Origin of the sequence: Streptomyces sp. NPDC005931, assembly GCF_042871235.1 — a bacterium.
GTDB lineage: Bacteria > Actinomycetota > Actinomycetes > Streptomycetales > Streptomycetaceae > Streptomyces.
On record NZ_JBIAIG010000009.1, the window covers coordinates 66618 to 78606 of the forward strand.

12 protein-coding genes and 1 riboswitch are annotated in these 11989 nt (G+C 72.2%); of the genes, 3 read left to right on the top strand and 9 right to left on the bottom strand.

Features of this window, described 5'->3' with window-relative positions:
- Positions 1-110: 110 nt before the first annotated feature.
- Genes ACFYOV_RS21225 through ACFYOV_RS21255 form a run of 7 tightly spaced genes read right to left on the bottom strand, consistent with a single transcriptional unit; the run spans position 111 to position 4872 of the window.
- Positions 111-581, bottom strand: a complete 471-nt coding sequence (locus tag ACFYOV_RS21225) for a PH domain-containing protein (protein ID WP_389089739.1) — start codon at positions 579-581, stop codon at positions 111-113.
- A gap of 20 nt (positions 582-601) precedes the next feature.
- Entirely contained in the window at positions 602-1465 is an 864-nt protein-coding gene (gene hisG / locus ACFYOV_RS21230; protein ID WP_389089740.1) for an ATP phosphoribosyltransferase, read from the bottom strand.
- Positions 1466-1520: 55 nt separating this feature from the next.
- Positions 1521-1793: a phosphoribosyl-ATP diphosphatase gene (locus ACFYOV_RS21235; RefSeq protein ID WP_004990764.1), complete on the bottom strand. Its 273-nt coding sequence runs from the start codon at positions 1791-1793 to the stop codon at positions 1521-1523.
- 34 nt (positions 1794-1827) lie between these two features.
- A complete protein-coding gene (ribH, locus tag ACFYOV_RS21240; RefSeq protein ID WP_389089741.1) occupies positions 1828-2313 on the bottom strand; it encodes a 6,7-dimethyl-8-ribityllumazine synthase in 486 nt (161 codons plus the stop codon).
- 20 nt (positions 2314-2333) lie between these two features.
- Positions 2334-3623, bottom strand: coding sequence for a bifunctional 3,4-dihydroxy-2-butanone-4-phosphate synthase/GTP cyclohydrolase II (locus tag ACFYOV_RS21245; protein WP_389089743.1), 1290 nt, complete (start codon positions 3621-3623; stop codon positions 2334-2336).
- Entirely contained in the window at positions 3620-4261 is a 642-nt protein-coding gene (locus ACFYOV_RS21250) for a nicotinamide riboside transporter PnuC (RefSeq protein WP_389089744.1), read from the bottom strand. The genes ACFYOV_RS21245 and ACFYOV_RS21250 overlap by 4 nt, the downstream gene beginning before the upstream one ends.
- Positions 4258-4872 carry a riboflavin synthase gene (locus ACFYOV_RS21255; RefSeq protein WP_389089746.1) on the bottom strand — a complete coding sequence of 205 codons (615 nt, stop codon included), beginning with the start codon at positions 4870-4872 and terminating at the stop codon, positions 4258-4260. Before ACFYOV_RS21255 ends, ACFYOV_RS21250 begins: the two co-directional genes overlap by 4 nt.
- 146 nt (positions 4873-5018) lie before the next feature.
- A riboswitch (FMN riboswitch) is annotated at positions 5019-5149 on the bottom strand.
- Positions 5150-5378: 229 nt separating this feature from the next.
- Here ACFYOV_RS21255 and ACFYOV_RS21260 point away from each other — a divergent pair.
- Both ACFYOV_RS21260 and ACFYOV_RS21265 read left to right on the top strand, forming a co-directional pair.
- A complete protein-coding gene (locus tag ACFYOV_RS21260; protein WP_389089748.1) occupies positions 5379-7715 on the top strand; it encodes a chitinase C-terminal domain-containing protein in 2337 nt (778 codons plus the stop codon).
- 322 nt (positions 7716-8037) lie between these two features.
- Entirely contained in the window at positions 8038-8790 is a 753-nt protein-coding gene (locus tag ACFYOV_RS21265) for an SDR family oxidoreductase (protein ID WP_389089749.1), read from the top strand.
- Between the two features lie 90 nt (positions 8791-8880).
- Here ACFYOV_RS21265 and ACFYOV_RS21270 read toward each other — a convergent pair whose 3' ends face one another.
- The gene (locus tag ACFYOV_RS21270) at positions 8881-10104 is read right to left on the bottom strand and encodes an ROK family transcriptional regulator (RefSeq protein WP_389089750.1); all 1224 of its coding nucleotides are present in this window, start codon (positions 10102-10104) and stop codon (positions 8881-8883) included.
- A 128-nt stretch (positions 10105-10232) separates the two neighbouring features.
- Here ACFYOV_RS21270 and ACFYOV_RS21275 point away from each other — a divergent pair, with 128 nt between their 5' ends.
- Positions 10233-11438 (top strand): MFS transporter, encoded by a 1206-nt coding sequence (locus tag ACFYOV_RS21275; protein WP_389089751.1) that lies wholly within the window; start codon positions 10233-10235, stop codon positions 11436-11438.
- Here the strand turns inward: ACFYOV_RS21275 and ACFYOV_RS21280 are convergent.
- Positions 11398-11856: an acyl-CoA thioesterase gene (locus tag ACFYOV_RS21280; RefSeq protein WP_389089753.1), complete on the bottom strand. Its 459-nt coding sequence runs from the start codon at positions 11854-11856 to the stop codon at positions 11398-11400. The two genes, ACFYOV_RS21275 and ACFYOV_RS21280, sit on opposite strands and share 41 nt — an antisense overlap.
- Positions 11857-11989 lie beyond the last annotated feature (133 nt).

The window sequence follows — 11989 nt, forward strand, 5'->3', positions numbered from 1 at the left end:
GTCCTCGTGCCTCCGCCCAACAGATTAGTCAAGACGGCGGCGACTGCGGCAGGGTGGACGGCCCGGACAGGTCCCCGAGCCGTCCCCCGATCGGCTCCCGAGACCCCGGTTCAGTCGCGGGGCTGCTCGGGTCCGGCCGTGGAGCGGGCCTCGGCGAGTGCCCGCAGGGCGCGGGCGTCGGCGAGGGCACGCTGCCTGGCGATGCCCGGCTGGATGCCGAGCGCGGGCAGGCTGCTGCCGTCGCTGAGGTTGAGGAACACCCAGGGGTCGCCGGGGCGCAGGTTCACCTGAAGGATCTCCGCCCACTCCAGGCGGCGCCTGCCGGCGATGTTGACGACCGTCACCCCGGCCTCGTCCGCGACGACCTTCGGCCGGGACAGCAGGAGCAGGACGCCGGCCAGCAGGGCGGCGGTGAACACGAAGCTGATCCGCTCGCCCGGGCTGAGCCGCTCCAGCAGCAGCGCCACCACGGTGATCACCGTGAAGATCGCGGCGGCGGCCGTGAGCAGCACCGCGCGGGTGCGGCCCGGCCGGAAGGTGACCGGCAGGGTGGGCAGCTGGTCCGAGGTGGCATCCGACATGGCGTTGCTCCGGATCCCGGTCAGAGGCGGCAGGCGTGGATGGCCGTGGTGAGGATGGCTCGGGCGCCGATGTCGTAGAGGTCGTCCATGACGCGCTGTGCCTCCTTCGACGGGACCATCGCGCGGACGGCGACCCAGCCCTCGTTGTGCAGCGGGGACACGGTCGGGGACTCCAGGCCGGGGGTGAGCGCGACGGCCTTCTCGAGCTGCTCGACCCGGCAGTCGTAGTCCATCATCACGTACGTCCGCGCGACCAGGACGCCCTGGAGGCGGCGCAGGAACTGCTGGACCTTGGGCTCGACGGTCTCGTCGGCGTCGGCTGCCACACCGGTGCGGCGGATGACGACCGCCTCGGACTTCATGATCGGCTCGCCGATGACCTCGAGGCCCGCGTTGCGCAGGGAGGTGCCGGTCTCGACGACGTCGGCGATGACCTCGGCGACGCCGAGCTCGATGGCGGTCTCGACGGCGCCGTCGAGGTGGACGACGGAGGCGTCGATACCGTGGTCGGCGAGGTGCTTGGCCACGATGCCCTCGTAGGAGGTGGCGACCGTCATGCCGCCGAGGTCGGCGACCCCGCTCGCCGTGCCCGGCTTGGTGGCGTAGCGGAAGGTGGAGCGGGCGAAGCCGAGCGGCAGGATCTCCTCGGCCCTGGCGCCGGAGTCGACGAGCAGGTCGCGGCCGGTGATGCCGATGTCGAGTCGGCCGGAGGAGACGTAGATCGCGATGTCGCGGGGGCGGAGGTAGAAGAACTCGACCTCGTTCTCCGGGTCCACGATCCGCAGTTCCTTGGACTCGCGGCGCTGCTGGTAGCCGGCCTCATGCAGCATCTCCGCCGCAGGGCCGGACAGTGAACCCTTGTTGGGGACGGCGATGCGCAGCATGAGGTCGGCTTCCTTCGTGTGGAGGGGTGTTTGGCGGTTTCCCGCGGGTCCGGACTTACAGGTGGGCGTAGACGTCGTCGAGGGAGATGCCGCGGGCGACCATCATCACCTGGACGTGGTACAGCAGCTGCGAGATCTCCTCGGCGGCCGCCTCCTTGCCCTCGTACTCGGCGGCCATCCAGACCTCGGCGGCCTCCTCGACGACCTTCTTGCCGATGGCATGGACACCCTTGTCCACCAGCTCGGCGGTGCGGGAGGTGGCGGGGTCGCCGTGGGCGGCCTTGTGCTGGAGCTCGGTGAAGAGCTCCTCGAACGTCTTCTTGGACATGGTGGTCCTTACCCTACGCGGTGACGGGGACTGCTCACCGCCAGGGTTCGGATACCGAACGCAGTGTGGCCGCGGTGGCGACCGCTGCGGTGACCGCCTCGTGCCCCTTGTCCTCGCCGGAGCCGGGCAGCCCGGCCCGGTCCAGGGCCTGCTCCTCGGTGTCGCAGGTGAGCACGCCGAAGCCGACGGGTACGCCGGTGTCGACCGAGACCTGTGTGAGGCCCTGGGTGACGCCCTGGCACACGTAGTCGAAGTGGGGCGTGCCGCCGCGGATGACGACGCCGAGGGCGACGACCGCGTCGTACCCGCGGCCGGCCAGGACCTTGGCGACGACCGGGAGCTCCCAGCTGCCGGGGACCCGGAGCAGGGTCGGCTCGTCGATGCCGAGGTCGTGCAGGGCGCGCAGGGCGCCGTCCACCAGGCCGTCCATCACCTTTTCGTGCCACTGCGCCGCGACGACGGCGACCCGGAGGTCTCCCACGTCACGTACCGACAGTTCCGGTGCACCCTTGCCGCTCACGTCTCTCCTCAGTGGTTCTCTTACTGGTTGCCGCAGGTGGGCACGGTCGGCGTGTCCAGCCAGGGCAGGTCGTGGCCCATCCGGTCCCGCTTGGTGCGCAGGTAGCGGAGGTTGTGCTCGCCCGCGGTGACCGGCATCGGCTCGCGGCCGGTGACCTCGATGCCGTGGCGGACCAGCGCGTCGGACTTGTCGGGGTTGTTGGTCATCAGGCGGACGCTGCGCACCCCGAGGTCGGCGAGGATCTGCGCGCCGGCGGCGTAGTCGCGGGCGTCGGCGGGCAGCCCGAGTTCGAGGTTGGCGTCGAGGGTGTCGCGTCCGCGCTCCTGGAGTTCGTAGGCGCGCAGCTTGGACATCAGGCCGATGCCCCGCCCCTCGTGACCGCGCAGGTAGACGACCACGCCCCGGCCCTCGCTCTGGATGCGGTCGAGGGAGGCATCGAGCTGGGGGCCGCAGTCGCAGCGCAGGGAGCCGAAGACGTCGCCGGTCAGGCATTCGGAGTGCATGCGCACCAGGACGTCCCGGCCGTCGCCGATCTCGCCGTGGACGAGGGCGACGTGCTCGACGCCATCGACGGTGGAGCGGTAGCCGTGGGCGGTGAAGGTGCCGTGCGAGGTGGGCAGCCGGACCTCGGCCTCGCGGCGGACCGTGGGCTCGGCGCTGCGGCGGTAGGCGATCAGGTCCTCGATGGAGATGATCGTGAGGCCGTGCTTGCGGGCGAAGGGAATCAGCTCGGGCAGGCGCAGCATCGCGCCGTCCTCGCCGGCGATCTCGACGATGGCACCCGCCGGGCGCAGTCCCGCGAGGCGAGCCAGGTCGACGGCGGCCTCGGTGTGGCCGTTGCGCTTCAGCACGCCGCCGGAACGGGCGCGCAGCGGGAAGACGTGGCCGGGGCGGACCAGGTCGCCGGGCTCGGCGGTGCCGCTCGCGAGGAGCTGGAGGGTGGTGGCGCGGTCGGACGCCGAGATGCCGGTGGTCACCCCGTGGGCGGCGGAGGCGTCCACGGACACGGTGAAGGCGGTCTTCATCGACTCGGTGTTGTCCTGGACCATCTGCGGGAGTTCCAGCCGGTCGAGTTCCTCGCCCTCCATGGGGGCGCAGATCAGGCCGCGGCACTCGCTCATCATGAAGGCGACGATCTCGGGGGTGGCCTTCTCGGCGGCGATGACGAGGTCGCCCTCGTTCTCGCGGTCCTCGTCGTCGACGACCACGACCGGGCGGCCGGCGGCGATGTCGGCGATGGCCTGCTCGACCGCGTCGAGGGTGAGGTCCTCGAAGCCGTCGGCGCTGTACAGGACGGGTGCCGCGGTCATGCGGGCGCTCCTTCCAGGGCGGGCCGCGCGTCCTCGCGGGAGCGCAGCCACCAGTCGCGCAGTCCCCACAGGACCAGCGCGCCGTAGATGATGTAGACGAAGCCGGAGAAGGCGTAGCCGTTGGCGAAGTTGAGCGGGACGCCGACGAGGTCGACGAGCAGCCAGGCGAACCAGAACTCGACCATGCCGCGGGCCTGGGCGTACATGGCGACGACGGTGCCGACGAAGATGTAGGCGTCGGGCCAGGGGTCCCAGGAGAGCGTCGGGTAGGCCTCGAAGAGCAGGGCCACCGCGACGGTGCCTGCTGCGGCCGCGGCGATCAGCGCGGCGCGTTCGCGCCAGGTGGCGAAGCGCACGGAGATCTGACCGTCACCGGCCCGGTCCCGGCCGCGGTTCCACTGCCACCAGCCGTACAGTGCGACGGCCATGACGACGGCCTGCTTGCCAGCGCTGCCGGTGAGGTGGCCGTAGAAGGCGCCGAAGAGGATCAGGCCGGCCAGGAACTGCACGGGCCAGGTCCACAGGGAGCGGCGCCAGCCGAGGGCGAGCGCGATCAGGCCGAGGACGTTGCCGATCATGTCGGACCAGAGGATGTGCTGGCCGAAGAGGACGAAGGCCTCACTGTTGAGCTGGTTCACCTGCCGGCCCCCTCACCGGCGGCGCGGTCGCCGAGCATGCGCTCGACGTACTTGGCGACGACGTCCACCTCGAGGTTGACCGGGTCGCCGGGCTTTTTGTGGCCGAGCGTGGTCAGGGCGAGGGTGGTGGGGATGAGGCTGACGGTGAAGAAGTCGGGGCCCGCGTCGACGACGGTGAGGCTGATGCCGTCGACGGTGATGGAACCCTTCTCGACGACGTAGCGGGAGAGGCCGGCGGGCAGGGAGATCTTCACGATCTCCCAGTGCTCGGACGGCTCGCGCCCGAGGATCTCGCCGGTGCCGTCGACGTGTCCCTGCACGATGTGCCCGCCGAGGCGGTCGCCCACGGCCATGGGGCGTTCGAGGTTGACGCGGGAGCCGACGGCGAGGGCGCCGAGGCTGGAGCGCTTGAGGGTCTCGGCCATCACGTCGGCGGTGAACTCGTCGCCCTCGTGGTCGACGACGGTGAGGCAGACGCCGTTGACGGCGATGGAGTCGCCGTGCTTGGCGCCCTCGGTGACGACGGGACCGCGCAGCCGGAAGCGACAGGCGTCGTCGAGGGTCTCGACGGCGGTGACCTCGCCCAGCTCTTCGACGATTCCGGTGAACACTTCCCGGGTCCTCCTGCCTCTTCGGGCACGGACTCCGGGGCTGCCGGGAACGGCAGAAGGAACGGGCCGGGACACCGGGGGCGACGCCGGACGAGGCTCGCCCGATACGGCGAACCGGTACGACGGCGCGCATGGATGCCCGCCCGCCGCGCACTGCCTCCCATCCGGACTTTAACCGTCGGTCCAGGAATTTCACCTGGTCAACCGGCCGCTGGAGGCGACCGGGTCGCGGACTGTAACCGCCGGTTCGGACTTTCACCGACCCCGGAGTGCGCTGCTACTGGTACAGGGCCAGTGTGCCACGCCCGGTGGGCTCGCAGACAGGGGAGGGGTGTGGAGTGCCTCACAGGCGGTGACAGGCGGCGCGCCGGACGCGCCACCGGCCGGACGGTCAACTCCGGCGCGGCAACCCGCTCTTGAAATGCCTCGCGATTGGTCCATACCTATTGACGCTCTGGTCTAGTCCTCTCTATGGTCTCGCCAACTTCCGTGGAGAGGAACCCACTGTGCCGTCCCCCTCACGCCCCGGGGCGAGACCTGCCCTGCTCGCCTCCGCCGCCGCCGTCGCGGGCCTGGTGCTCACGGCGCTCCCCGCCACCGTGTCGCACGCCGCCGACCAGGAGTCCTGCCGTCCCGACGGCCTCTACCGGACCCCGGGTGCGGAGGTCCCGTACTGCTCGGTCTACGACTCGGCCGGGCGCGAGAAGATGGGCGCCGATCACCAGCGCCGGGTGATCGGCTACTTCACCGGCTGGCGCACCGGGAAGGACGGCAAGCCCGCGTATCTGGCGTCCGACATCCCGTGGGACAGGATCACCCACATCAACTACGCGTTCGCGCACGTCGACAAGGGCAACAGGATCTCCGTCGGCGCGGCCGGCGCCGCGAACCCGGCGACCGGGATGACCTGGCCCGGCGTGACGGGCGCGGAGATGGACCCGGCGCTGCCCTACAAGGGCCACTTCAACCTGCTGAACAAGTTCAAGAAGCAGCACCCGGACGTCAAGACGCTGATCTCGGTGGGTGGTTGGGCCGAGACCGGCGGTTACTTCGACGACGGCGGCAACCGGGTGGACTCGGGCGGCTTCTACGCGATGGCCACCAACGCCGACGGCTCGGTCAACCAGGCGGGCATCGACACCTTCGCCGACTCGACCGTCGACTTTCTGCGCACGTACGGCTTCAACGGCGTCGACATCGACTACGAGTACCCGACGACCATGAAGGACGCGGGCAACCCGCTCGACTGGCCCTTCGCCAACGCCCGCCGGGCAGGGCTGGTCAAGGGCTACGCGGCACTGATGAAGACGCTGCGCGAGAAGCTCGACCGCGCGGGCGCGGCCGACGGCAGGCACTACCTGCTGACGGTGGCGGCCCCCTCGTCGGGCTATCTGCTGCGCGGCATGGAGACCTTCCAGGTCCAGAGGTACCTGGACTACGTCAACATCATGTCGTACGACCTGCACGGCGCCTGGAACGAGTACGTGGGGCCGAACGCCTCGCTCTTCGACGACGGCAAGGACGCCGAGCTGGCCGCCGCGGGGGTCTACACGACCTCGCAGTACGGTGGTATCGGCTACCTCAACACCGACTGGGCGTACCACTACTTCCGCGGCTCGATGCCCGCGGGCCGCATCAACATCGGTCTGCCGTACTACACGCGCGGGTTCAAGAACGTCACCGGCGGCACCGACGGCCTGTGGGGCAGGGCGCCCTCCAGCACCTGTCCGGCGGGGTCGGGGCTGACCAAGTGCGGCGACGGCGCCTCGGGCATCGACAACCTCTGGCACGATCTGGACAGCAACGGCAAGGAGTCGCCCGCGGGTTCCAACCCGATGTGGCACGCCAAGAACCTGGAGACGGGCGTCGTCGGGGACTACGCCACCGACTACGGCTTCCCCTCGGACACGAAGCTGACCGGCACCTACGCCCGCAAGTACGACTCCACGCTGGTCGCGCCCTGGCTGTGGAACGCCGAGAAGAAGGTGTTCCTGTCGACCGAGGACGAGCAGTCGGTGAAGGCCAAGGCCGACTACGTCGTGGACCGCGGCATCGGCGGCACGATGGTGTGGGAGCTGGCCGGCGACTACGCCTGGAACGCGGCGAAGGGCCAGTACGAGCCGGGCTCCACGCTGACGACCCTGATGTACGACACGTTCAGGTCGGCGACCCCCTATGGCGCGAAGCGCTCGACGATCGATCTGCCGGCCCAGGCGCTCGACCTCGACGTGAGCTTCGGGCAGTTCCCGCTCGGCGACTCCAACTACCCGATCAGCCCCAAGCTGAGGATCACCAACAACACCTCGACGGCGCTGCCCGGCGGCACCGAATTCCGGTTCGACTACGGCACCTCGGCTCCCGGCAACGCCAAGGACCAGTCCGGCTGGGGCACCACGGTGATCCGCTCCGACCACACCGGCGGCAACGTGGGCGGGCTGAAGGGCGACTACCACCGGGTGTCGCTGAAGCTGCCCGCCTGGCAGTCGCTGGCCCCGGGCGCGTCCGTGGAGCTCGACTTCGTGTACTACCTGCCGGTGTCCACGCCCTCCAACTGGACGGTCACGTTCGGCGGGAAGACGTACGCCCTCGCCGGCGACCTGGCGCGCGGGACGACCGTGGGACAGCCCGGCCCGACCCCGACGGATCCCCCGACGGACCCGACGACGCCGCCCGGCGAGCCGGGCACCTGCACGAACCCGGCCTGGGACGCCACCACCGCGTACGGCGGCGGCAGCGTGGTCGCGCACAAGGGACGCACGTGGAAGGCGCAGTGGTGGACCCGGAGCGAGGAGCCCGGAACCACCGGCGAATGGGGGGTCTGGCGGGACCAGGGAGCCTGCTGACCCCTTGAGACCGGCCCGGCGGCGGTGACGACGGCCCTTGCCCGCCGCCGGGCCTCACCAGATCCCGGCCCGGAACCCCGGGCTGTCCTGTCCCGGGACTCCGGGAGCCGCCCGGCGCCGGGACGCCGCGAGCCGATCTCCCGGGTGCGGGCCGGGACCGATGCGGACAAGCTGGATCCCGTACGCCGTCAGCCGGTCAAGGAAACGGTGATCCGCGCGGCCGGTCGCCGGGGCGTTGTCACATGTGGCGGTGCCCGTTCCGTCCTGGCTGACGAGGGGTGCTCCAGCGGGGAGCACCCGGTGTCCGAAGGGGCTGAACAGCATGACCACGATCCTGGTGACCGGCGGTACCGGAACACTCGGCCGACTCGTCACCGAGCGGCTGCGCGCGGCGGGGCACGAGGTGCGGGTGCTCAGCCGGCACAGCCGGCCCTACTCCGTCGACCTGCGTCAGGGCGGTGGCGCGCTGGACTCGGCCGTCACGGGGGTGGAGACGATCGTGCACTGCGCGACCTCCCCCCGTGGTGACGAGCAGGCGGCGCGCAACCTCGTCGCGGCGGCCCGGCGGGCCGGGGTGGAACACCTCGTGTACATCTCGATCGTCGGTGTCGACCGGGTGCCGTTCCCCTACTACCGGACCAAGCTGGCGGTGGAGCGGCTGATCGAGGAGTCGGGGCTCGGCTGGACGGTGCTGCGCACGACCCAGTTCCACGATCTGCTGCTCCGGCTCTTCCGGGGCGTGTCCAGGCTGCCCGTGCTGGTGGTGCCCGCGCGGGTGAAGGACCAGCCGATCGACGTGGCCGAGGTCGCGGACCGCCTGTGCGAGCTGGCCCAGGGAGCACCGGCGGGGCGCGCCGAGGACATGGGCGGCCCGGAGGTCCGCACGCTCGAGTCCCTGGCCCGCGCGTACGTCAGGGCCACCGGCCGCCGCCGCGCAGTGGCGAAGGTCCCCCTGCGCGGCGCGGCCTACGACGGCTTCCGCAGTGGCGGCCACCTGACTCCGCAGCGGGCGGTGGGCAGAACCACGTTCGAGGAGTTCCTGGCGGGCCGGTTCGGGCCCGGGGCACGGCGGTGAGCGGGCGCGCCCCGGCCGAGAGCCGAGTGGGCGCGTCGCGGCCGAGGGCGAGCGGGTGTGCCGCGGGCGAAAGCCGAGCGGGTGGCGGCGTCAGCGGTCCGGGGGGCCGAACAGTTCGTCCTGGGCGCGGTCCCTGGCCGTGAGCAGCGCGCCGCGCAGCACCGCGCCACCGCCCAGGGCGCCGGGCCGCACCTCGGTCGGCAGCGGAGACATCCGGGTCATGCGGTCCCGCACGCGGGCGGCGAGTACCTCGCCACCCGCCTGCCCGATCTCCCCGCCCAGCACCACGCACCCGGGGTCCAGCACGGCGGCGACCGAGGCGACGCCCACGGCGACCCGGTCGGCCAGGGCGTCGAGGAAACGGGCCCCCGCGGACGTCGGGCGGGCCAGCCCGGAGCCGGCCGAGGCACCCTCGGTGACCTCCGCGACGGCCGCCCGCACCGCCCCCGCCGCGGCCGGCTCGGTCCCCGCCTCCGCCACCACCCCGTACTCCCCGGCGAGTTCGGCGACCGCCGCCGCCCCGACGAGGGAGTGGAAGCCGCCCGCGCAGTCCGTGGCCGACGGCACGCCGTTCGTGCCCGGGACCGGGAGGAAGCCGATCTCCCCCGTGCCGCCGGAGGCCCCGCGGCGCAGGACGCCGTCCAGGACGACGGCGGCGCCGGTGCCGTGCCCGAGCCACAGCAGGGCGAAGGTGTCCCGGCCGAGGGCGGCGCCGTCGCGCTGCTCGGCGAGGGCCGCGAGGTTGGTCTCGTTCTCCACGCTGACGCGGGCCTCGGGAAGCCGTTCCTGGAGCGCGGCCACCAGGCGGCGGTGCCACTCGGGCAGCCCCGTGGTGTCGCGCAGTTCGCCGCTCGCGGGGTCGATCAGCCCGGGCGCCCCGATCCCGACGGTGTGCAGCCGGTCCGCTCCCGCCTCCTTCGCCGTCCGTTCGACCAGCGCCACCGCCTGCTCCACGGCCGGTCCCGTGCCCGCGTCCTGCGTGATGGGCACCGACGCCTCGGCCAGCACCTCCCCGACAAGGTCGCAGACGACCACGGCGACGCCCTCGGTACGAACGTCCAGCGCGGCCAGGTGCGCCAGGCCGGCGACGATCCCGTACAGCTTCGCGTTGGGCCCGCGCCGTTGCTCACCCGCCTCCCCCACGACCGCGATCAGGCCGGCGGCGGTGAGGCGCTCGACCAGGTCGGCGACGGTCGGGCGGGACAGTCCGGTCAGCTGCTTGAGCTGCGCCGCCGTCAGCGGACCCTCCTGCTGGAGCAGACGCAGGGCGAGCCGGTCGTTGATGGCTCGGGCGGTGCTCGGGGATGCGGCCATGCCGGGATCCTTCCAGATCGACGGAGCGGGTCCGCAACCGAATCCCTTATCTTTCAGGCAGGGTTCCTGATAGTTTACGGCGCCGGACGGTCTCCGGCGACCGGCGAACCATCAGGAGGGGCGGGACCATGAGTGCAGTGGTGCACGGACAGCGCCAGGTGCGGCGGGCACGGTACGCCGTGGCCGCGGTGTTCGCCGTGCACGGCGCCGTCACGGGCTCGTTCGCCACCCGTGTCCCCTGGATCCAGGACCACGCCGGAGTGAGCGCCGGGCAACTGGGCCTCGCGCTCGCCTTCCCCGCGCTCGGCGCGTCCCTCGCGATGCCGCTCGCGGGCGGCGTCAGTCACCGCTTCGGTGCCCGCAACGCCCTGCGCGGCCTGATCGCCCTGTGGACGCTCGCGCTCGTCCTGCCGGCCCTCGCCCCGAACATGCTCACGCTCTGCCTCGCGCTGTTCGTGTTCGGCGCCACGGCCGGCATGTCCGACGTGGCGATGAACGCGCTGGGCGTGGAGGTGGAGAACCGCCTCGACAAGTCGATCATGTCCGGGCTGCACGGCATGTGGAGCGCGGGCGCCCTGCTCGGCTCGGCGGCCGGCACCCTCGCCGCCCACCTGGGGTCGGACGCGCGGCTGCACCACGCCCTGGCGGCCGCCGTACTGACGGTGCTGGGTGTGACCGCCTGCGCCTGGGTGCTCGACCTCCAGCCCGCCGTGGACGAGGAACCGCCGCCGCGGTTCGCGCTGCCGCCCCGCTCCGCTCTGCTGATCGGCGCCATCGGCTTCTGCGCGGTGTTCGCCGAGGGCGCGAGCCTGGACTGGTCCGCCGTCTATCTGCGCGACCAGCTGGACGCCTCCGCCGGGCTCGCGGCCGCGTGCACCACCGGCTTCACGCTCACCATGGCCGTCGCCCGGATGGCCGGCGACCGCGTCGTCGACCGCTACGGCGCGGTGCGCACGGTCCGCGCCGGCGGGGTCCTCGCCGTGCTCGGCGGGCTGATGATCGTCCTGGCACGGCATCCGGCCGTGGCCATGGGCGGTTTCGCGCTCATGGGTCTGGGGATCGCCGTCGTCGTCCCCCTGTGCTTCGCGGCGGCGGGCCGCAGCGGCCCCAACCCCAGCCAGGCCATCGCGGGCGTCGCCACGATCACGTACACCTCCGGGCTGATCGCCCCGAGCGCGATCGGCATGCTGGCGCAGGCGACCAGCCTGATGGTGTCGTTCGTCCTGGTGACGGTGCTGTCGTGCGGCCTCGCGGGCTTCGCTGGTGTGCTGCGCTCCGGCGACCGTGTGAGGATCACGCGTCCGGACGCAGCAGTTCCCGACCCGCGGCCCTGAACGCCTCGCTCCACGGCGCCGGGCGCAGGGTCGCGGCGTCCAGCCGCACCAGCACCCGGGTGCCGTGGGCGTAGGTCGCCGCCCCGTCCTCGGAGCAGAGGCGGAAGCCGTAGGTGAGCCCGGTGGTGCCCAGCCGCTCCAGCCAGAGGTGGACGGCGTAGGTGCCGGGGCGGGTGACCGGTGCCTCGTAGGTGATCCGCAGTTCCTTGACCGCGTTGCAGGCGTCGCCGGCCGCGGCCCAGTCGCCCTCGAAGCGGAAGCCGTGCTCGTGCCACAGCTCGGTCCAGGCCCGCTCCACCATCAGCGGGTAGCGCGCGTTGTGCAGCAGCCCCAGCGCGTCGAGATCGTCGAAGTGGACGGTCACGGGCAGCAGCCGGCCGTAGGACACGGCGGGGGCGGTCGGGGCTTGGGCGGTCACGGTCGGGACTCCTGGGACGTACGGATGGGTGCCGCATACAACGACCAGCGGCGCGCCCTCATCCTAAGCAGATCCAAGCAGGCCCCCGGAGGCCCGTGGGCGGCCCGCGCCCCGGGGCGGGGCACTCCCCGCC

Bases quoted from the DNA above. Each gene is read 5' to 3' on its own strand.
- ACFYOV_RS21225 (WP_389089739.1), bottom strand. From the start codon at position 581: ATGTCGGATGCCACCTCGGACCAGCTGCCCACCCTGCCGGTCACCTTC.
- hisG (WP_389089740.1), bottom strand. From the start codon at position 1,465: ATGCTGCGCATCGCCGTCCCCAACAAGGGTTCACTGTCCGGCCCTGCG.
- ACFYOV_RS21235 (WP_004990764.1), bottom strand. From the start codon at position 1,793: ATGTCCAAGAAGACGTTCGAGGAGCTCTTCACCGAGCTCCAGCACAAG.
- ACFYOV_RS21245 (WP_389089743.1), bottom strand. From the start codon at position 3,623: ATGACCGCGGCACCCGTCCTGTACAGCGCCGACGGCTTCGAGGACCTC.
- ACFYOV_RS21265 (WP_389089749.1), top strand. From the start codon at position 8,038: ATGACCACGATCCTGGTGACCGGCGGTACCGGAACACTCGGCCGACTC.
- ACFYOV_RS21270 (WP_389089750.1), bottom strand. From the start codon at position 10,104: ATGGCCGCATCCCCGAGCACCGCCCGAGCCATCAACGACCGGCTCGCC.
- ACFYOV_RS21275 (WP_389089751.1), top strand. From the start codon at position 10,233: ATGAGTGCAGTGGTGCACGGACAGCGCCAGGTGCGGCGGGCACGGTAC.